At 36.0% G+C, this 20,167-nt stretch carries 20 protein-coding genes; 7 read left to right on the forward strand and 13 right to left on the reverse strand.

Features of this window, described 5'->3' with window-relative positions; all coding sequences use genetic code 11:
* Positions 1–321: 321 nt before the first annotated feature.
* Complete coding sequence (locus AB9L17_RS23765; RefSeq protein ID WP_068985051.1) at positions 322–711, forward strand: RidA family protein; 390 nt, start codon at positions 322–324, stop codon at positions 709–711.
* Between the two features lie 107 nt (positions 712–818).
* On the opposite strand, the gene AB9L17_RS23770 is transcribed toward AB9L17_RS23765, so the two are convergent.
* A complete protein-coding gene (locus tag AB9L17_RS23770; RefSeq protein ID WP_068985052.1) occupies positions 819–2,219 on the reverse strand; it encodes an amino acid permease in 1,401 nt (466 codons plus the stop codon).
* A 406-nt stretch (positions 2,220–2,625) separates the two neighbouring features.
* On the opposite strand from AB9L17_RS23770, the gene AB9L17_RS23775 reads away from it, so the two are divergent.
* Together AB9L17_RS23775 and AB9L17_RS23780 are read left to right on the forward strand one after the other, a co-directional pair.
* Entirely contained in the window at positions 2,626–3,378 is a 753-nt protein-coding gene (locus AB9L17_RS23775) for an IclR family transcriptional regulator (RefSeq protein WP_375199882.1), read from the forward strand.
* Between the two features lie 132 nt (positions 3,379–3,510).
* Positions 3,511–4,452, forward strand: a complete 942-nt coding sequence (locus tag AB9L17_RS23780; RefSeq protein WP_223555883.1) for an aldo/keto reductase — start codon at positions 3,511–3,513, stop codon at positions 4,450–4,452.
* 45 nt (positions 4,453–4,497) lie between these two features.
* Here AB9L17_RS23780 and AB9L17_RS23785 read toward each other — a convergent pair whose 3' ends face one another.
* The 5 genes from AB9L17_RS23785 to AB9L17_RS23805 all read right to left on the reverse strand — a co-directional run bounded on the left by AB9L17_RS23785 (position 4,498) and on the right by AB9L17_RS23805 (position 8,572).
* Positions 4,498–5,106 carry a flavin reductase family protein gene (locus AB9L17_RS23785; protein ID WP_223555885.1) on the reverse strand — a complete coding sequence of 203 codons (609 nt, stop codon included), beginning with the start codon at positions 5,104–5,106 and terminating at the stop codon, positions 4,498–4,500.
* Between the two features lie 14 nt (positions 5,107–5,120).
* Positions 5,121–6,059 (reverse strand): ring-cleaving dioxygenase, encoded by a 939-nt coding sequence (locus AB9L17_RS23790; RefSeq protein ID WP_068985056.1) that lies wholly within the window; start codon positions 6,057–6,059, stop codon positions 5,121–5,123.
* Between the two features lie 432 nt (positions 6,060–6,491).
* On the reverse strand, positions 6,492–7,085 hold the full coding sequence (locus AB9L17_RS23795) for an NADPH-dependent FMN reductase (protein WP_068985057.1): 594 nt from the start codon (positions 7,083–7,085) through the stop codon (positions 6,492–6,494).
* A 587-nt stretch (positions 7,086–7,672) separates the two neighbouring features.
* Positions 7,673–8,017 carry a YunG family protein gene (locus AB9L17_RS23800; RefSeq protein WP_223555886.1) on the reverse strand — a complete coding sequence of 115 codons (345 nt, stop codon included), beginning with the start codon at positions 8,015–8,017 and terminating at the stop codon, positions 7,673–7,675.
* A 30-nt stretch (positions 8,018–8,047) separates the two neighbouring features.
* A complete protein-coding gene (locus tag AB9L17_RS23805) occupies positions 8,048–8,572 on the reverse strand; it encodes a GNAT family N-acetyltransferase (RefSeq protein ID WP_223555888.1) in 525 nt (174 codons plus the stop codon).
* A 162-nt stretch (positions 8,573–8,734) separates the two neighbouring features.
* On the opposite strand from AB9L17_RS23805, the gene AB9L17_RS23810 reads away from it, so the two are divergent.
* The 3 genes from AB9L17_RS23810 to AB9L17_RS23820 are packed head-to-tail and all read left to right on the forward strand — an operon-like array spanning position 8,735 to position 11,044.
* Positions 8,735–9,076, forward strand: coding sequence for a PadR family transcriptional regulator (locus tag AB9L17_RS23810; RefSeq protein ID WP_223555890.1), 342 nt, complete (start codon positions 8,735–8,737; stop codon positions 9,074–9,076).
* Positions 9,073–9,570, forward strand: coding sequence for a hypothetical protein (locus tag AB9L17_RS23815; RefSeq protein ID WP_223555893.1), 498 nt, complete (start codon positions 9,073–9,075; stop codon positions 9,568–9,570). Before AB9L17_RS23810 ends, AB9L17_RS23815 begins: the two co-directional genes overlap by 4 nt.
* A gap of 7 nt (positions 9,571–9,577) precedes the next feature.
* Entirely contained in the window at positions 9,578–11,044 is a 1,467-nt protein-coding gene (locus AB9L17_RS23820; protein ID WP_223555895.1) for a serine hydrolase domain-containing protein, read from the forward strand.
* 26 nt (positions 11,045–11,070) lie between these two features.
* On the opposite strand, the gene AB9L17_RS23825 is transcribed toward AB9L17_RS23820, so the two are convergent.
* The 4 genes from AB9L17_RS23825 to AB9L17_RS23840 all read right to left on the reverse strand — a co-directional run bounded on the left by AB9L17_RS23825 (position 11,071) and on the right by AB9L17_RS23840 (position 14,607).
* Positions 11,071–11,616: a cupin domain-containing protein gene (locus AB9L17_RS23825; RefSeq protein WP_068985063.1), complete on the reverse strand. Its 546-nt coding sequence runs from the start codon at positions 11,614–11,616 to the stop codon at positions 11,071–11,073.
* Positions 11,579–11,704 carry a hypothetical protein gene (locus AB9L17_RS23830; RefSeq protein ID WP_263297580.1) on the reverse strand — a complete coding sequence of 42 codons (126 nt, stop codon included), beginning with the start codon at positions 11,702–11,704 and terminating at the stop codon, positions 11,579–11,581. The genes AB9L17_RS23825 and AB9L17_RS23830 overlap by 38 nt, the downstream gene beginning before the upstream one ends.
* Before the next feature lie 423 nt (positions 11,705–12,127).
* The gene (locus AB9L17_RS23835; protein WP_223555898.1) at positions 12,128–13,252 is read right to left on the reverse strand and encodes a serine hydrolase; all 1,125 of its coding nucleotides are present in this window, start codon (positions 13,250–13,252) and stop codon (positions 12,128–12,130) included.
* Positions 13,253–13,435: 183 nt separating this feature from the next.
* A protein-coding gene (locus AB9L17_RS23840) for an IS3 family transposase (RefSeq protein ID WP_375199370.1) occupies positions 13,436–14,607 on the reverse strand; the annotation gives its coding sequence in 2 pieces (ribosomal slippage) (positions 13,436–14,346 and positions 14,346–14,607; 1,173 coding nt in all).
* 418 nt (positions 14,608–15,025) lie between these two features.
* On the opposite strand from AB9L17_RS23840, the gene AB9L17_RS23845 reads away from it, so the two are divergent.
* Positions 15,026–15,865 (forward strand): YitT family protein, encoded by an 840-nt coding sequence (locus tag AB9L17_RS23845; protein WP_068985064.1) that lies wholly within the window; start codon positions 15,026–15,028, stop codon positions 15,863–15,865.
* 87 nt (positions 15,866–15,952) lie between these two features.
* On the opposite strand, the gene AB9L17_RS23850 is transcribed toward AB9L17_RS23845, so the two are convergent.
* The 3 genes from AB9L17_RS23850 to AB9L17_RS23860 all read right to left on the reverse strand — a co-directional run bounded on the left by AB9L17_RS23850 (position 15,953) and on the right by AB9L17_RS23860 (position 19,861).
* Positions 15,953–16,861, reverse strand: a complete 909-nt coding sequence (locus AB9L17_RS23850; RefSeq protein ID WP_223555901.1) for a D-alanine--D-alanine ligase — start codon at positions 16,859–16,861, stop codon at positions 15,953–15,955.
* A gap of 4 nt (positions 16,862–16,865) precedes the next feature.
* Entirely contained in the window at positions 16,866–18,314 is a 1,449-nt protein-coding gene (locus tag AB9L17_RS23855; protein ID WP_223555903.1) for a PLP-dependent aminotransferase family protein, read from the reverse strand.
* Positions 18,315–18,689: 375 nt separating this feature from the next.
* Positions 18,690–19,861, reverse strand: a protein-coding gene (locus AB9L17_RS23860; RefSeq protein ID WP_375199370.1) for an IS3 family transposase whose coding sequence is annotated in 2 segments (ribosomal slippage) — positions 18,690–19,600 and positions 19,600–19,861 — 1,173 coding nt in all. Because the reading frame shifts where the segments join, the coding sequence is not laid out codon by codon here.
* Between the last annotated feature and the right edge of the window lie 306 nt (positions 19,862–20,167).

Below are 20,167 nucleotides of genomic sequence, written 5' to 3' on the forward strand. Positions count from 1 at the left end.
TCCTTATGTAATTTCCCTCCTTCATTGGAATATTATTCCTATTACCACTTAAATGCATGCGCTTTTTAAGTCTTATTAGAAAATAATTAATCCAAGGAGCGAAAAGAATTGTATGCCTTATCATAATAAAAATTAATGACACTACTTTTGTACTTTATTGAAAGCTGTATCAGCGTTATAAGCCTTGATTCTATTATTCTATTATAACCTTTTCAACCACCATATCCAATGTAAGTTCTTTCATGATGGTAGTAAAATTAGAATTAGTTTTAGTATGATATTATCATTACAATTTTCACCATAATAGAAAGGATTGATTATATGAAAGTTGCAAGAAACCCGGAGGACATTCATCTACCAGTTGCTCCTTATGTACATCAGATTGAGGTGACAGGACCACAGAGATGGTTAACATTATCTGGACAAATAGGAATGGAGAAAGACGGGACTGTACCTGAAGAGCCATTAGCTCAAATGAAGTTAGCATTAGAAAATATCCGAAAGAATCTTGAAAGTGCAAATATGGAAATTCAAGATTTAACGAAGCTAGTCTTTTATTGCGTTGGGGAAATGAATGCAGATCAAAGAAAACAAATAATAAGTGATTTTCTTGGTGATCACCTTCCATGTACGACATTAATTTACGTAGTAGCACTCGCTGCCCCTACCCTAAAGGTTGAGATTGATGCCTGGGCATGTCAGGAAATTTAAACCTATAATATGTTGGTATGAACAAGAATGTGCGTCCAGCTCTGTATGTAAGTTAGTTAGTTAGTTATAAAAACACCCCTTTAGAACCAAAGGGGTGTATGTCACATTTATAGATTTTCATTTTTAGCGTTCATTTTAGCATGTTTATATCCATAGGCAAAATAAATAACTAAACCTATTGCCAACCATAACAAAAAGCGTAGTATCGTAAATAATGGGAGACTAAAAATTAATACAAGACATCCTCCAACACCTACAGTTGCTACAAGCCATAACGCTGGTACTTTGAATACACGTGGTTGATCTGGTCGTGTATAGCGAAGGACAACAACACTAACTGTTGTTAAAGCAAAAGCAGTTAAACCGCCGATATTAGCAAATTCCGCTAATTCTCCGATCGATAAAAATCCTGATAAGAGAATTCCTGTTCCAACCACAATTAAAGTTGATAATACAGGTACTCCTGTTTTCTTATTTGTTTGTGCAATACGTTCTGGTAGAAGTCCATCACGGCTCATTGCAAACAGCACGCGTGTCGCACTAGTTGTATTGGCAATCATCGTAGCAAGCAATCCAAAAATAACTGATACTGCAATGATAGCACCTCCCCATTGAATACCAACAGATTGTAGTGCATATACAGTAGGATTTGGAACATCTAACTCAGGGGATGGTACAATACCTGTTAATACTAGTGCAACAAGTGCATAAATAAGCGTTAATACACTTAAACCACCAATTAAAGCTTTTGGTATTGTTTTTTGCGGATTTTTTACTTCTTCCAGAACAGTTGTTACACCATCAAATCCAGTAAAAGCAAAGAACACTAATGCCGCTCCCGCCATTACACCTGACCAGCCAAACGGTGTAAATGGTGTCCAGTTTATAGGGTTAACGTGAAAAGCCCCAATAGCAAGGAATAAGATAATCGCGCCAACCTTTGCAGCTGTAAATAACATATTTGATCGGCCCACATTTTTAATTCCGCTTAGTGCAATCCAAGCCACAATAAGCCAACCAGCCACAGCAGGTAGATTCACAATCCCACCATGAGCAATATCCTTTGTTAAAACTCCTGGCAAGTGAATTCCCACCGATTGTAAAAACGAATTGACGTATCCACTCCAACCAACTGCAACTGTACTAGAAATAACGATAAACTCTAATAGTAAGTCCCAACCGATTATCCAAGCAATAATTTCACCTAATGCAATATAAGAATAAGTATAAGCGCTCCCGGCGACAGGTACCATCGCTGCGAATTCGACATAAGCAAGTCCAACTGCAATTGTTACAAGACCCCCAATTAGGAAAGAAACAACGACACCAGGACCTGCATGTAAAGCAGCTGTAGTTCCTGGCAGTACAAAAATCCCCGCTCCAATTGTGGCTCCTAGTACATACAGCAATAATTGCAACGATCCCAGTTCACGTTTAAGTTTAAAGCGTTCAACTTCAGTTATTTTATTGGCTTGCTCGATTGACTTTGTTCGTAAAAAATTTGCCATAATAACCACTCCGTATTCAATAAAAATAGTAAACATAATATTTATACATTTTTTAAAATAATTATTATATTATCTATCTTTTAGAATTGAGTCAATAATAAGATTATTGACTCAATTAATACCTTGCTTAAAATGAAGCTATCCGACATATTATTTTATACAGAATTTACCGATCTCAGGTTATTAATTTACAGGGAAGCGCGACGATAGAAGATGCTTCAATTTCCATATGTGAGGGTTTCAAAATATGAATAATGGGATTTCTTGCTTTAATTGTCTACTACTTTACAAATTTGAGTTTTGCTTATGCTAAAAAATAAATGATTGCCTTTATAATATTAAAAATGTAACTATTAATAATTCACACGTACAGATTAAATTATTTTAGAAGTTAGGAGCGGGCAAAATGGAGTCCTATGAAGTATCGACATTAAAAAAAGGCATTTTGATTTTGGATGTATTACGTCAAAAACATTCTCTTACATTAACTGAAATTATGGAAGAATTATCAATGAACAAGACATCCGTTTTTCGCATGCTTTATACACTAGAAAAAATGAACTATGTGATTAAATATCATAAGTATTATCAATTAAATCCGCATATTTTTAGGGATGAACATTTATTTTGGCATAAAGATATCCAGTGGACATCTCTCGTAGCGCCCTATCAATTAGCCCGGCAAGAAGAAATAACGACTTATATTGGTATTTTGGAAGATTGTGAGATGGTGATAAAAAATGTGATCAGGGAGCCTTTTGAACAGCCTGCTTTTCACGCAATCGATACTCGAACACCCATGCATTCAAGCGCACTTGGAAAAGTAGTATTAGCTCATCTGTCACCTAAAAAACAACGTGAACTATTAAATAGTATTGAACTGAATACATTTACAGCAAAAACCTTCTATGATTATGGTCTTTTGATTCCTCACTTACAGGTCATTAAAGCACAAGGATATGCTGTTGATCATGAAGAAACGAATCTAGGTAAATGTTGTATTGCCGTCCCGATTTATGTGAATGAAAAGGTCCTCGGTGCGATTGCTTTGCATGGTTCAACGGAACAAATTAAGAAAACTGCCATTCGTTCGTTTGCAAAAAAATTAGTGGAGGCAAGTCAGCAATTGACAGAAGAAATCCATTATCTTTTAACATAATGTTAATTTCTTTGGAAAGTTCTATTTGCAATTAAAACGCATTTGTTTCTATATATGAAACTGCAGCTATGTATGTTGGTAATTTAATTTTTTTACTCTATTCTGATTACAGAAAAGCGAGGAGGTAGGAATATGAAATTCCATACATTAAAAAAAACGAATATCAACATTTCAGAAATTGGTCTTGGGACGAATGCTGTAGGTGGACATAACTTATATGAAAACTTAAATGAACAAGATGGGAAGGAGCTAGTCTCAGCTGCACTTGATTTAGGGATAAATTTTTTTGATACAGCAGACATATATGGAACAGGGCGTTCAGAAGAGCTCGTCGGCGAAGTATTAAAGAAATATCCAAGGGAAGATTTCGTTTTAGCGACAAAGGGAGGTAGACATTGGTTTGAGGATGGTTCAGTAAAGACAAATAATCATCCGCAATATTTACGAAGTGCACTCGAAAATAGCTTGAACCGACTACAGATGGATTATGTAGACCTTTACTATTTACATTTCCCGGATAATGAAACTCCTCTTGCTGAGGCGATTGGTGAATTATCACGCTTGAAAGAAGAAGGAAAAATCCGAGCAATAGGCATTTCAAACGTAACATTAGATCAGCTTATAGAAGCGAATGTGCATAATGATATTGCTGTCTTACAATCTCCATACAATATGTTGAATCGATCAGCAGAACAAGATTTATTGCCATACTGTGTAAAAAAGGAGATTTCATTTATTCCATATGGTCCACTTGCATATGGCCTACTCGGTGGAAAATATACAAAAGACTTTAAATTAAATACAGGAGACTGGCGAATTTCAGATCCTTTATTCCAAGATGAATTATTTGAGCGTACGTTAGTAAAAGTGGATGCATTAAAGAAAATTGCTGAGGAAAAGGAAACCACATTACCAAATCTAGCACTTGCTTGGTTATTAGATCAAGATGGCGTTGATGCAGTTATCCCAGGCGGGAAACATAAAAAACAAGTAGCTACCAATGTAAAAGCAACCGATGTCCTTTTAACAAAAGGAGATTTACTGAATATAGAAGGAATTTTAATAAAAAAATAAAACAAAAAATGCGAAAATGCTGTTATATCAACATTTTCGCATTTTTTATTGAGGACGTTCTAGCGCAAATATGTCTCCATTTTTTGCGTAATTTGAGCCAGCCAGTCTGCTAACCGCTTTTAATTCCCTCGGGTCAATACGACCTTCATTATAAATGGTTTCATCTATATGAAATTGTACAACCTGACCAATGAACAAATCACCTGTCTGTTCGTCACCATTCATCAAAGGAATCGTCTGTACTAAGCTGCATTCCATTCGAACCTTTGCCTCTTTAATACCTGGTACAGATATACACTGGCTATCGGTTAATGTAAATTGAGCTCTATCAATTTCACTTTCAGTTACAGGTAATGAAGCTGCCGTTTCATTCACCTGCTTAACATTCCCCTCATCTACAATATGCACAACAAATTGTTGCTGATGATGAATATGTCGAGCGGTATCTTTTAAGCGCTCCTGTGGTCTTTGAACCGCTAGAGAAATCATAGGTGGATTTGATGACACAATATTAAAGAAACTAAAAGGTGCGCCATTGATGACTCCTTGCTCTGACTTCGTCGTAACAAAGGCAATTGGTCTCGGAATAATACTGCCAATTAATAATTTATAGTTTTCACGCTCAGTATTTTTAGTAGGATCAATCGAAATCAAACGACTCATCCTCCTTAATCAAGCGCACGCACTTCGATTGGAATTAATGTTCTTTCTAATTGTTCACGATGCTGTTCATATTGAGCTGGTAACATTAATTGGCTACCCATTGTCTCAGGTGTTTCATCATGAGCAAATCCAGGTGGATCTGTCGCAATTTCAAATAAAATCTCACCAGGTTCACGGAAATATATCGCATTAAAATAATTACGATCTTTCACTTCAGTTACATGTTGTCCATGATTCATTACATACTCTTGCCATTCTAGGTGGTCCGCATGATCTTGGGCTCTCCAAGCAATATGATGAACTGTTCCGACTCCCATTTGACCACGCATACCAGGAACAACTTTTAAATCTACTGTATTACCAATATCTGCGCTAGATTTGTAACGAGTATACTCACCTTCCGTTGCTACTTTTTCAAGTCCCATGACTTCAGTTAAAACTTTTGCTGTTTCTTCAGGATGACTTGAATAAAGTGTTACACCACCAAATCCTTTAATCGCAACCTCAGGAGTTACTTCACCAAATGTCCATTCATTCAATTCGCCTTCTGGACGTGCCACTAATTCAATATGAAGTCCGTGTGGATCATCAAATTGTATTACTTGTTCACCAAAGCGTTCTGCTTTTTGGAATGGAATAGCGAATTTTGCAAGGCGATTAGTCCAATAAGATAGTGCTCCCTCTTGTACAACATAAGTAGTTACACCAACTTGACCATCACCAATGCGACCTTGATAAGCATTCGCCCATGGGAAGAATGTAATAATTGTCCCCGGCTTACCACCTTTGTTACCGAAGTAAAGATGATATGTGCCTGGGTCATCGAAATTTACCGTCTGTTTAACTAAACGAAGGCCTAAAACACCAGCATAAAAATCAATATTTTCTTGTGGATGCCCTACAATGGCTGTGATATGGTGAATACCCGCAGTATGTTTTTTCATGTTAACAGTCCCTTTCATGATAAATGTATTTCTCACCTATACTTTATCCAATACCGTTCTACCTCAATCTTTGAACAAAAATCAATTATGCCTTGGCATAATTGCGTCTGGAATCGGCTTTGTGCTTAGGCCTGCGTGATGCAGGTCAGTTAGCCGTTATCGCATGGATGCGATGAATTTAGGCTAACATCCTTTATTGAACTCCTTTCCGATTCCATGACATCCGCCGGAGCTTTGGGCCAACGTGATGTTGGTCACTCAGTCGTCGCCACAGGACGTGGCGTTCTTAGACTGAGTTCCTCTATTTCAGCGGGCGTTTGGACACCCGCTGAAAAACAGCTTATATTCGCATTCAATTCACCACCTATAGAGGTGGGAGACTTCTGTACCTGTCGCTACGCTTTCGGTACAAAATACTTTTGCTGAAAGAAGTTAACGAATTGTATATAAAGCTTTTGACCAAGGAATTAATTGGTCTAACATTTGGTTAACAGAATCTGTTTGTACCTCTTTTGGTTTAAAATCAGTACCATTTTCAAAGTCTGTGAATAGTGACAATGCTGGATGTACACGGACATCTGCAATTAAAAGCTCGCCCATAATACCACGTAAATGTTCAGCTGCACGTGCACCACCTACAGAACCATACGATACAATACCTGCAGCTTTGTTATTCCATTCTACACGTAAATAATCTAGTGCATTTTTTAGAGCACCTGTAATAGAGTGATTGTACTCTTGTACGATAAATACAAACCCATCTTGTTTTGCAATAATTTCTGACCAACCTTGAGCGCCTGAAGCATCTTGCTCTGGTTCACCTAGTAAAGGTAATTTGTAATCCGCAATATCAATAATTGTATAATTAGCATCTCCTCGTTGATCTGCGATTTCTTTTACCCATTGTGCTACTTGTGGACTAACACGCCCTTCACGTGTTGATCCGATAATAATCCCGATATTTAATTCTGCCATTGTTTTTTCCTCCTCTTTTTTTGAACTGAAAAATTTATTTAAAAAACCCATTATGATTACCTCCTTATGATGTGAAAAGTTAAACTTTCCACCCGGATTAAAAGGTTAGAATTCATTTATCTCGAATTCAGTTATCTTGAATTCGAGATAATAGTAACACGCTGGTTTAATTTACGTCAACAAGTTTGTTTAATGTTAAAAAAAGCAAGGATGTTATCTTAACAACATCTCTGTTTAACTATAAACAAAAGAATAAATTTAAATTAATATGGCTCATCACTATAAAATAGGGTGATTTTCGTTCCTGCTGAGCGTTTTCCTGAGGGCGTCGGGGCAACAGGATGTATTATTGCATGAATATTCCATCTCCAACTTTTGGTGAATAGCTAAATATAGAAATGAACAAAGGTGAATTATCATTCAAAAAAACACTTCCGCAAAAGTTCAAAGATTACTTTATCACAGGATGAATCGCTAAGCTGGAATCAAAATAGTACTATGCCATACTAAACTATCAAGAGAATCAGACAAATTAGAATGAGATATGTTTGATATTTTTCATCCAATGTAAACCTCACCATGGAGGAAACGAGATTTAGCAGAGTTGTTGTGATACCAACATTTCTGCCTTCGACTCTCTATCCTTGTCCTAAATTCTCATAAACTTGCGATTTTAAATAGCTATATTGAGCATCATTGGTATCTTGAAAAGCCTCTTCTCTGCTTGAACAAAGGTCTTGATATTCGAGGTTGTACGAAAACTGCTCTTCTGTAAAATCTCTTCTTTCCCCTGCGAGCATATTATAGAAATGCCAGCCTTCATCAAGCCATGTTTTATAAATCTCGCCTCCAAGAATATCATTTACAACTAATGCAGTAACTCCGCATTGTCCTCTTGCCGGATTATCTAGACTCCATTTTGAACTTGATTGACTTGACCAGGATTTTTTTAAAGCTCTTAGCAAATCTTTTTCTGTGTACATTCCACTACACCCTTTTCTAACCTAAAATTTTTAATAGGGTACATCATCCATTTTTATAGGCGTTGTTCTACCTAACATCCAATCATCTTTAATTGCACCATATAAGATACTATCTGTCACCGTACCATCTGCATTTTCCCAAGCATTTCTTAAATAACCTTCTTTCACAAAACCTGCTTTCGTAAAGCATTTTCTCATACCAATATTATCAACTCTCGTATAACCTTCAATACGAATCTTACCTCTTTCTTCAAACAAGTAATCTTGTAACCAGAGAAGTGTCTTTACCCCGTATCCTTTTCCTCTATAACGTGCATCTAAACGGATATCGAATAATGGGATTGTGTCATTTATGTCATGAATTATGATAATCCCAACCTTTTCTTCATTATCAATAATCCAATGCGTTTCGCGATCGTTGTGATAGTATCCTTCTGCATACGCTTTTCGAATAGATTCCTCTTTTAAAATTTGGTCAACATGATGAATCCACTTATTTTGAGTTAGTAATTCCACTAAATTTTCAATTTCGTCTACTAATAGTTGATATTCCATTCATATAATCCTCCAATGAATAAAATTAGCGTTCTTGAACTTAAAATACCACATTTCCTTTATGCTGCATGATATATGCTTTGAAATTTTATGTCCTCCCAAAAGTATTCGTAACAAAAACATATACTTGAAAGAAGTATATACTTTTGTTAAAGTCAATTTATGGATAGAACAAGTTTAATAAAAGGTCATTTAGAAATGTGCGTGTTGTCTATATTGTCGCAGAAAAAAAGTTATGGTTATGAAATTATGAAGGAGTTAGAAAAACACAACTTAAAACTGAAAGGAGTAGGCAGCATTTATCCCATTTTGACTAAGCTGAAGGATCATGAATGGGTTGATACTTACCGTGAAATGACGGACAACGGGAAGGTTAGAGTTTATTATGAAATCAATGAAAAAGGAGAAGTGTATCTTCAAAAAAAAATCAGCGAGTGGTTGGCGTTACAACAAGATATAAAATCACTACTGCAAAGTGGTTTGAAAGGAGAACTTTTTGAATGACTATGGAATTGAGTTTAGCAGAAAAGCAATATTTAAACGAAGTCCTAAAGGAATTGAAACAGTATCGTATCAGCACAACAGAAAGAAGGAATATCAAACAGCAGCTGGTAGAACATATTCAAGAATGTCGTGACTATGGAATAGATAGTATAGATGAATTGGGAGATACTACGACATTTATTAAAGATTTTCTAGAGATTAAGGGGATCGACCTTCATTCGGAAATACAACAAATACGGAAAAGTAGACCAGGATTATCATTAATTATTGGATTTTGTACTTTTATTGTTGCCTATCTTGGCTCCCAACTAATACTATCAATGTTTTTAACGGATTCCTTTAACCCGCAACATATGAACGCAACATTTGATTATCATATTGTCTACCAAATTTCTAATAATGCTTGGTGGAATTCCTTACTGATGTTAATGAGTATTTCTATTTCCTTTTCAATATCTATACTTGCAGTAAAATTTATTAGAAGAAATAGGTGAAATAACGATGAAAACATTTCCGATATTTAAAGTTATATTAATATGTTTATTATTTATTCCGTTCAATCTATTTCTCCCAGTCTCACAAATTTCCGCACAACAAGATATTGAGCGTACTTTAGATAATTATGTCGAAAACTTTTTGAAAGAACAGCGAATTCCTGGGGCATCTATTGCCATTGTTCATAATAATGATCTTTTTTACTCCAAATCGTGGGGCGTAACGGGCGAATCTGCTGAAAAAGTAACTACTGACACTCCTTTTGCAATTGGCTCTATTAGTAAATCATTAACAGGCTTAGGCATAATGAGATTAATTGATGAAGGCAAGGTTCAATTAGATGATCCAGTCCAAAAGTATATTCCATGGTTTACGCTTAAAGATAAACAAGCAGCATCCCAAATTACCATCAAACATTTACTCACACAAACTAGTGGGATAAGCACTTATTCTGGCTTATCTATTTCTGATAAAGAATCTAAAGATTTAAGTGCTATAAAAGACAATGTAGAAAGTTTATCGAATGTTAAGTTGACTGCTGCACCTGGGGAAAAACATCAGTACAGTAATGCTAACTTTTCTATTCTTGGTGCTCTCATCGAAGAAGTTACCAATCAAACCTACTCTGAGTATATGGAAGAACAAGTTTTTTCACCATTAGGGATGAAAAATGCAGCCGCTAATGAAAGCATGGCCTATAAAAAAGGATATTTATCTGGCTATCAGTCATGGTTTGGTCTTCCAAGAAAAAGCTCAGTAACCTACGATAATGGCGGGGCACCATATGGATATATAACAGCAAGTGCAACAGATATGGTCCAATACATTAGACTTCTTAGTCAATCTGACAATAATAATTTTTTAAGCAAAAATGCTATGGACCTTTATGTATCCCCTCTCGTTCAAACTAGTAAAAATCGATATTATGGCCTTGGTGTACGAATCACAAATCCAAACTCAAAAGAAGAGATGATATGGCATTCTGGTTCAAACCCTGATGCACGTTCAGAAGTATTTTTTATACCAGAAACAGGTTGGGGCGGTGTGATTCTTACTAATAAAAGCCATATATTAGAAGAAGAGGCACTTCTATATCTTAAACAAGGGATTATCAATATTTTAAACGGAGAAGAACCGGTTGATGTACCTAAATATAAACCTACTATTCAACTCATAACAATTGCTCTATTATGTTTACTTTTCGCGATGTTTATTTGCCTACTAATAAAGGCAAAATCAAAAAAATCGAAAAAAAGACGTGTATGGCGTATTTTCGGTATGATACTTTTAGTTTTGGCAATTTTCACCGTTCCGTTATTAAGTTATAGTACAGGATCACCTTGGAACACTATTAGATCTTTTTCTCCTGACATTGCCTTTTTGACTATATTAATGGTTACTCTTTTAACATTAAATGGCTTATTATCTATTTATATATCATTTAAACGACATCAAAAAAGACAACTTCTCTAAGTAGGAGTTGTCTTTTTCATTAAACCTTAATCACCTGCAGCCATCGCATCTGCTTTCGTAACATGTACAGTGCCAAATGGGTGGTTTGGCGGAGCATATATCGTGTAAAGTTTTAGGGGTATATTCCCTGTATTCGTTACGTTATGCCACGTACCAGCCGGAACCATTATTGCGAAATTTTCATTTACATTTCTTTGGAAGTTTAAATTGTCTTTGCTAGGACCCATCTGAGTGACTCCATTGCCTTGTTCAATACGTAAAAATTGATCAACATGAGGGTGCATTTCTAAGCCAATATCTTCTCCAACATTAAGACTCATAACTGTAACCTGCAAATTTGATCCCGTCCATAGCGTAGTACGGTAATTATTGTTCTGCTTAGTAGCTTCTTCGATGTTAACGACAAAGGGCTTTGGTCCATAATCCTTTAGCTGGGGATTGTTGTTGCCATTGTTGACATAATAGAAGGAATTCGGTCCGTTATCATATGCTACATTGTTAGGATAAGCCCAGTACACAGGTTGATAACCATAATTATACACCGATGTATTTCCGTAATAAGGATAGTACATTTACTTCAATCCTCTCATACATATTATCAATTTCGCCTTGGCGTAATTGTAGCTGACGCTTCGCTTTCGCTACAGATAAACAATGCATCCGGATTTTGACCTGTGCCTAGGCCTGCACGAGAGCCGACACGATGTCGGTCATTTCAGTAATTCCACAGGATGTGGCGTTTTTACCGATGCAGGTCAATTAGCCGTTTTCGCAGGATGCGAAGGTTTTAGGCTAACATCCTTTCAAAATCCGTGACATCCGCCGGAGGCTATCTCTTCATTCAGTAGATGTTTGGATACCCTGAAAAGAAACCACATCCGCATTCATCCCAGCTTCTTCAGAGGTAGGAACTTCGCTTTCATTACAAACCATTTGCTGAATGTAGATAAAATTATCGTATGCAAAGCACGGACGGAATGTACTTCATTTTCATATATCAGAGAGGATTACCCGTAGTGGAAATAGAGCTTTGTGATGAATAAAAGTGGTTAAACAACACACCTGCAGTACTATACAAGAATTTTATATCTCGGACAATTCTTTTTTTAGTTGCATACGAAACTTCTCTTCTTTTAAAAATTTCAATTGAAAACCATTCAGGTTTTTAGATAATTTTGCTTGTTCTATCATATTTAAGTTATTAGCAAAAAAAGCAATCTCCGTCTGATTACCATCTTTATCTTTTGCATAGAACGCTAGTGTCAAAACAAATGCAGTAGATCCACCCTTTTGACCTGCATGAGTTAGCCATTCGCGATTTTTAGGATTTTGCATTAATTGTTCCAAGACTGGATCAAGATACTTATGTACATCTTCATGAAAGTATTTTTTACTATTGAGCTTTTCTAAAATAGAAATGTAGTCCGCTGTAGTTGCTTTTACCAAACGATCAGACCATACTTTTTGTATATCCATATTTAGAGTTTTTAATGACTGTTTTTTCTCCTCATCAGTAAGAGGATTCTTTAACCAGTTATAATGAATATTCAGCGCTCGATCCCGATATTCAGCCATATCCATATTTTTCATAACTTTTAATGTTTCTTCTTTAGTTATATTCTTTTCATTCATCAATTGAGTAGGAATATACGTTGCACTTGTGCTTGGATATAAAAGTTCATGATCTACTAGATCCAAACTCTTTAGAACCTCATTAATATTTTGAAGCCCTAGTACTCGCATTAAATATTCCGTATTTGCATTAGAACTGTAAGCAATCATTCCATTTGCTACTTCACTTAAAGGTACGCTATCAATATTTTTGCTTTGATTTAACTCAGAGATCCATGCTTCATGTGCCCCACCGTCTGTTTCTGGAATATAAAATGTTTCTAATTCCTTTAAACTAACTTGTTGTTGAGGACTTATACGTCCGTCTGCTGCCTGTTGTGCATATTCTATGGCTATAATAATTTTAACCGTGCTGGCTAAAGGAAATTGCTTATTCGTATTAACATCTACCCATTTCTCATTATTGTAATTAATCGCTAAGGATACATTTTCACTAGCTATATTGTCCCTGATGAATTGTACAATATAGTCAGGATTCTCTTCATTTATTTCTTTCTTAAACATCCAAAATCCAATTCCCATCACTAAACCACCGCAAACTAATATACCTGCGATAATCCAAAGTACTATATTCAAATTAATACCTCCATTATTAATAAGCCCCTTCCTGCAATGCTGTGGAGTTTGATACTATGTCAAGAAAATGGACAGGGAAAATTGAGATTTTGCTTTAAATCTAAGCGCGCTATCGCTTGCTCGCCTCACAAACAATTTAAGGGGCGTAACCCTTAAATTATTTGTAAGGTTAAAGGGGTTTAATTATATGACCTTAGTTTTCTGTGAAGTTTTGAAATATTGCTTTTCGTATGCAATGGGCGACATATAATTTGTAAAAGAATGGATACGCTTGTAGTTATAAAAACTAACGATGTATTCAATGATACTTTTCTTGGCTTGATCTCTCGTTTTATACTTTTCATGAAAAACTAACTCTCTTTTGATGACGCTATGAAATGACTCGATACATGCATTATCGTAACAGTTTCCTTTTCTGCTCATACTTGTAATCATTTTGTTAGTTCGTAATACTTGTTGGTATTCCTTCGACGCATACTGGCTCCCACGATCTGAATGATGAATGAGCTCAGGCGTTGGAGTCTGAGTTCTGATTGCTCGTTTTAAGGCGAGGATCACTAATTCCTTTGTCATTCTCTCATCCATTGCCCAACCGATGATTCGTCTTGAAAACAACTCCATAATCGTTGCTAGATAGAGCCAACCTTCACTGGTCCATATATACGTAATGTCAGCTACCCACGCTTGTCCAGGGCGTTCTACTTTAAATTGTTGGTCTAATAGATTTGGATATACCGGTAGATTATGTTTTGAATTCGTCGTCGCTTTGTATTTTTTCACTGTTTTTGAGCGAATGCCTTCTTCTTTCATAATTCGCGATACTGTTTTTTGCGATACAGAGACTCCTTCTGAATTCAATTGTTTTGTGATTTTCGGACTACCATAATTTCTTCTTGAGTCCAAATACACTCGTTTTATTTGGCTTGTTAACTTTTCTTTCCGTTCTTTTTGATTACTCTTTGATCGGTTCAGCCACTCGTAGTAACCACTTCTTGAAACACCTAATACTTCGCACATCTTTGCCACACGGAATTCATGTCGGTGCTGTTGAATAAAGTTGTAAACTACTTCCGGTCTTTTGCAAAGATGCCCATAGCCTTTTTTAAGATGGCATTTTCCTCTTCTAGGTCACGTATTCTTTTTTCTAATTCTTTATTTTCCTTATCCTCAGGCTTTAAATTCCCACTACCAACAAATGCAGCTTCGCCATCTTTACTAAATTTCTTTACCCAATTGTGTAATGTCTGTTCTGCAAGATCCAGCTCACGTGCAACCTCGGCAACCCTCTTGCCACTTTCAACTAATTGTACTGCCTCTAATTTAAATTCTTTGTCATAACTTTTTCGTTTTGTCATCTTAGACACTCCTCGTAAATTGTTAAGATTATTATACTTTATAAACTCCCAATTCTCTGTGTCCATTATTTAGACTAACATCAGTTAGCATTATCCACACGCAATGCTATCTGCACTTTTAGTAACTCCCCACTTCAATGCCTCCGAGATGTTAAGAGCCTAGACCTCCTTAATAGTGTAACTTACTATATTTATATAGGCAATTTTTCAAAAATACCCCAATTTACACCAATATTTCCGGCATCACCATTGGCCATCTCTTCTACGCAAATATACTATTCAATTTTCTCTCTGACAAAGGACATACTAACAATTACAGATTTATCACAAATGAACATTCCAAAAAGTATATAATATGAATAGAACTTGATATAGTATGTTCTTTAGGAAAAAATCAATTTTTTATGGTGGTGTGTGTATGAAGAAATACATTATGGATATTTTAATGATTATGGTTGGGTCGCTGCTTTTTGCGCTGGCTGTAAACTTATTTGTTATTCCTAATGATTTAGGTGAAGGTGGCGTAACAGGTATAACAATTATCGCGTTTTATCTGTTTGGTTGGTCGCCAAGTATTGTAAGCTTTTTGCTAAACGCAGTTTTATTAGTGATTGGTTATAGATTCTTAAGTAGACAAACGACGATTTATACGATTATTGCCGTATCCTTCCATTCACTCTTTTTACATTTGACAGAATCATGGTCTATTTCTTCAAATGAAATTATTGTGAATACTATTTTTGGCGGGGTTTTTGCTGGCGTTGGCATAGGCTTAATTATAAGAGTTGGTGGAACAACAGCAGGTTCAACAATCTTAGCTAGAATGACGAACAAATATCTAGGCTGGAGTGTTAGTTATGGCTTATTATTCTTTGATTTAATTGTTGCTTTTTCATCTTATTTTATTATTGGGGCAGAAGCATTAATGCTCACTATTATTATGCTATATGTCGGAACGAAGGTAATGGAATTTGTAATTGAAGGTGTGAACCCTAAAAAGGCAGTTACGATCATTTCGAAAAAGCCCGAAGAGATTGCCAGCCATGTGAGTGGTTTTATGAATCGAGGCGTCACAGTCCTATCAGGTCATGGCTATTATACGAAAGAGCAAAAAGAAATTCTTTATATTGTCATTAGTAAACAGGAAGTTGTAAAGCTAAAGAAAATCGTTAAAGAAATAGACAAGGATGCCTTTATCGCCATTCACGATGTAAGAGATGTGTTTGGACAAGGATTTATTGAATTATCGAAAGCTTAGTTTATAAGAACTGAATTTGAAAAACACCTTTTGTTGAAACAGGGATTATCACCTGTTAACGTAGAGGTGTTTTTTTATTATGCATACTTACTCGCTTTTCCTAACCTTTAAGGAGGATTCAATTATCATATCCAACAATTTCGTATAACTGATTCCAGCCGCAAGTGCACTTTTAGGTAGCAAGCTTTTTTGGGTCATCCCTGGCAATGTATTGACCTCCATGACATACGGGATTCCATCCTTCACCATCAAGTCAACTCTGGCATAAACACTGCATTTTAATGCGTTATAGCAGGCTTTTGCGGCTTTAGCAACACGTTCATGGGTTGCAGGCGGTAACTCAACAACCTCTTCAATCGTTGCTGCATCATCATACTTCGCCTTATAGTCAAAAAACGCCGCTGTATGGCTAATTGAGATGATAGGTAAAAGCTTGCCATCAATAATGGCACATGTTATTTCATCGCCCTTAATATACTTTTCAATAATGATTTCAGAGCCCCATTTGAATACTTCAGCAACAGAGGCTAATAAAGATTCACTATCATGTACTATTTGTACGCCTACACTAGAGCCACCCGAATTTGGTTTTACGACTAAAGGATAGCCCATTTTTTCTACTTGATCTAACTGAAGCTCTTCTCTATTTGAATAATGAAGCCAGTCCGGTGTTTCAACGCCCTCATAACGAAGAATTTTTTTGGATACATTTTTATCCATACAAATACTGCTTGATAGTATCCCACTTCCCGTATATGGAACACCCAACGTTTCTAGGGCACCTTGAATCGTTCCATCCTCTCCAAATTCACCGTGAAGCGCTAACAAGGCTATATCCAGGTTTTTCACCTTTTCTATAAGCTCTTTTTTGTCATGTAGTTCAATTGCTACAACTTCATATTTACTTTTATCTAAATGAGCAATCATTTCTTGCCCTGTCATAATTGAGACTTGTTTTTCTGAGGATACCCCTCCCATAACAACGCCAACTCTCATTTTTTCAACTCCCCATGTCATTTTTTAAAGTATCACCAATGATTTGAATACCACGGACAATATCCTCGTCCTGTAACCGAGAAAACCCTAATCGAAATGTGTTACTTCCCCCACCATTCGTGTAAAAAACATCTCCAGGATAAAAAACAACTCCTCTTTTATAGCACTTTTCCAATATGATCCGAGCGTTTATTCCTTCCTCTAACTCAATAAAGAGATGAAGTCCACCATCTCCAGTCATTCTTTTAAAAGAAATGTATTGCTTGCAAGCTTGACGCGCTAGTTCATATTTTTTCTTATAGACCGATCTGGCCTTTTTTAAGTATTTTTCAAAATAGCCGTCTTGTAAATATTGATAAAGAACAGCCTGATCTAGTGTTGATGTATGAATAGTCCGCGCTCTTTTCATACTTTCTAAACAGTGGATGAGTTGCTTATCTGCTAAAATCCAACCGACACGTAAGCCTGGGAATAAAATTTTTGAAAAGCTACTAATATAGACAATACTGTTACCCGCTCCAATGAAAGTCATAAGCGGCGCTAAATGGGAGCCTGAATAACGTAATTCCTCATTAAAGCCGTCCTCTACAATAGGGATTTGGTGTTTCGAAAAAAGTTGAATGATTGCATTCCTTTTTTCAGAGGAGGTAACGATCCCTGTCGGATTATGATAGGACGGAATTAAATATGCAAAATCAAAATCCTTTTCTAATAAGCTTTTCTCTACTTGATCAATATCGATACCATCATCCTGCATGTCAATTCCGTGTATTTCAAGTCCATGTAAGCGAAAAAGCTTTATTGCAGCATGGTGTGTAGGGTTTTCACAAAGTACTCGGCCAGATTTTTTAGCTAAGGAGGATATTAAAATATCCAGTCCCTCCGTAAAACCATTCGTAATCAAAATGTCTTTATTGGAAATATCGACGCCCTTTATTTCCATATAGTGCAGGAGGTACTCGATTAGAGGTTTATAGCCCTTCGCATAGCCATAATTCAAAACGATATCCCCTTCCATAGACATCCTCGTCAAAAAAGCTCTCTTAAAATTTTCAACGTCAAATAGCTTTTCTTCCGGAGCAACACTATTGAATGAAATCATCCCTTTTTTCCAATGAATATCTTGCCTTATTAAATCTAATTCATCAGCTAACAGGGTAGCCTTATTAAGTCTTTCCTTCCAGTTCAATTCAATGGATGGTGTTTTCAATGTTGTGACCTTTCCTACAAAATTGCCTTTTCCCTTCACCGCATAGATGATGCCCTCTTGCTCTAAATCTGCATATGCATTCAGTACCGTATTTCTGCTGACTGCTAATAATTTACTTAGTTCACGGGTAGAAGGAAGCTTTTGATGCTCCAGCAGATGTCCCTTCACAATCATTTCCTTTAAATAATCCTTTAACTGCACATATACCGGACGATCATCTATAAGCTTAAAATCATTAAACACTCCCTTGACCCCCTTGCCTCATTTTTGCATAACTACATTTAACCTAAAAGGTCCACACCATATGTATTTTTCTTTCGTAGTGGTTGCTCAAAGAAACCACATTTATTGCAAGCGTTGTGTTTATAATAAAAGAAAAACTCCCTTTTTGAAAAAAAATAGATCAAAATGGAAGTTATATTCATTCACAGGTGTATTGATTAATCATTTTTATCCACCTTTATTGATCAGTTAAGATAGAAATTGATACTATGTCAAGAAAATGGACAGGGAAAATTGAGATTTTGCTTTAAATCTAAGCGCGCTATCGCTTGCTCGCCTCACAAACAATTTAAGGGGCGTAACCCTTAAATTATTTGTAAGGTTAAAGGGGTTTAATTATATGACCTTAGTTTTCTGTGAAGTTTTGAAATATTGCTTTTCGTATGCAATGGGCGACATATAATTTGTAAAAGAATGGATACGCTTGTAGTTATAAAAACTAACGATGTATTCAATGATACTTTTCTTGGCTTGATCTCTCGTTTTATACTTTTCATGAAAAACTAACTCTCTTTTGATGACGCTATGAAATGACTCGATACATGCATTATCGTAACAGTTTCCTTTTCTGCTCATACTTGTAATCATTTTGTTAGTTCGTAATACTTGTTGGTATTCCTTCGACGCATACTGGCTCCCACGATCTGAATGATGAATGAGCTCAGGCGTTGGAGTCTGAGTTCTGATTGCTCGTTTTAAGGCGAGGATCACTAATTCCTTTGTCATTCTCTCATCCATTGCCCAACCGATGATTCGTCTTGAAAACAACTCCATAATCGTTGCTAGATAGAGCCAACCTTCACTGGTCCATATATACGTAATGTCAGCTACCCACGCTTGTCCAGGGCGTTCTACTTTAAATTGTTGGTCTAATAGATTTGGATATACCGGTAGATTATGTTTTGAATTCGTCGTCGCTTTGTATTTTTTCACTGTTTTTGAGCGAATGCCTTCTTCTTTCATAATTCGCGATACTGTTTTTTGCGATACAGAGACTCCTTCTGAATTCAATTGTTTTGTGATTTTCGGACTACCATAATTTCTTCTTGAGTCCAAATACACTCGTTTTATTTGGCTTGTTAACTTTTCTTTCCGTTCTTTTTGATTACTCTTTGATCGGTTCAGCCACTCGTAGTAACCACTTCTTGAAACACCTAATACTTCGCACATCTTTGCCACACGGAATTCATGTCGGTGCTGTTGAATAAAGTTGTAAACTACTTCCGGTCTTTTGCAAAGATGCCCATAGCCTTTTTTAAGATGGCATTTTCCTCTTCTAGGTCACGTATTCTTTTTTCTAATTCTTTATTTTCCTTATCCTCAGGCTTTAAATTCCCACTACCAACAAATGCAGCTTCGCCATCTTTACTAAATTTCTTTACCCAATTGTGTAATGTCTGTTCTGCAAGATCCAGCTCACGTGCAACCTCGGCAACCCTCTTGCCACTTTCAACTAATTGTACTGCCTCTAATTTAAATTCTTTGTCATAACTTTTTCGTTTTGTCATCTTAGACACTCCTCGTAAATTGTTAAGATTATTATACTTTATAAACTCCCAATTCTCTGTGTCCATTATTTAGACTAACATCAAAATATATTAGCAAAATAGCAATAAAAAAATCCTTTTATCGCTCAAAAATAAACCTATTTTTTCCTAATCAACACGCCTGATTCATTTATACAGTTTAAAATAACTAACTTCTATTTAATTTTATTATGATTCCATTCAATCAGATTGAGGGTTTCTCTCTATCAGGACATAATAGAGATGAGCTCTGGTTTCAGAACATATTCATAATCAATTTCACTTAAA

The sequence above is a fragment of the Lysinibacillus sp. RS11 genome, assembly GCF_042019215.1.
Classification (GTDB): domain Bacteria; phylum Bacillota; class Bacilli; order Bacillales_A; family Planococcaceae; genus Lysinibacillus; species Lysinibacillus xylanilyticus_A.

Bases quoted from the DNA above. Each gene is read 5' to 3' on its own strand.
- AB9L17_RS23845 (WP_068985064.1), top strand. From the start codon at position 15,026: ATGAAGAAATACATTATGGATATTTTAATGATTATGGTTGGGTCGCTG.
- AB9L17_RS23790 (WP_068985056.1), bottom strand. From the start codon at position 6,059: ATGAAAAAACATACTGCGGGTATTCACCATATCACAGCCATTGTAGGG.
- AB9L17_RS23825 (WP_068985063.1), bottom strand. From the start codon at position 11,616: ATGTACTATCCTTATTACGGAAATACATCGGTGTATAATTATGGTTAT.
- AB9L17_RS23820 (WP_223555895.1), top strand. From the start codon at position 9,578: ATGAAAACATTTCCGATATTTAAAGTTATATTAATATGTTTATTATTT.
- AB9L17_RS23815 (WP_223555893.1), top strand. From the start codon at position 9,073: ATGACTATGGAATTGAGTTTAGCAGAAAAGCAATATTTAAACGAAGTC.
- AB9L17_RS23770 (WP_068985052.1), bottom strand. From the start codon at position 2,219: ATGGCAAATTTTTTACGAACAAAGTCAATCGAGCAAGCCAATAAAATA.
- AB9L17_RS23850 (WP_223555901.1), bottom strand. From the start codon at position 16,861: ATGAGAGTTGGCGTTGTTATGGGAGGGGTATCCTCAGAAAAACAAGTC.
- AB9L17_RS23830 (WP_263297580.1), bottom strand. From the start codon at position 11,704: ATGCATTGTTTATCTGTAGCGAAAGCGAAGCGTCAGCTACAATTACGC.
- AB9L17_RS23795 (WP_068985057.1), bottom strand. From the start codon at position 7,085: ATGGGTTTTTTAAATAAATTTTTCAGTTCAAAAAAAGAGGAGGAAAAA.
- AB9L17_RS23805 (WP_223555888.1), bottom strand. From the start codon at position 8,572: ATGGAATATCAACTATTAGTAGACGAAATTGAAAATTTAGTGGAATTA.
- AB9L17_RS23810 (WP_223555890.1), top strand. From the start codon at position 8,735: ATGGATAGAACAAGTTTAATAAAAGGTCATTTAGAAATGTGCGTGTTG.
- AB9L17_RS23780 (WP_223555883.1), top strand. From the start codon at position 3,511: ATGAAATTCCATACATTAAAAAAAACGAATATCAACATTTCAGAAATT.
- AB9L17_RS23765 (WP_068985051.1), top strand. From the start codon at position 322: ATGAAAGTTGCAAGAAACCCGGAGGACATTCATCTACCAGTTGCTCCT.
- AB9L17_RS23775 (WP_375199882.1), top strand. From the start codon at position 2,626: ATGGAGTCCTATGAAGTATCGACATTAAAAAAAGGCATTTTGATTTTG.
- AB9L17_RS23800 (WP_223555886.1), bottom strand. From the start codon at position 8,017: ATGTACACAGAAAAAGATTTGCTAAGAGCTTTAAAAAAATCCTGGTCA.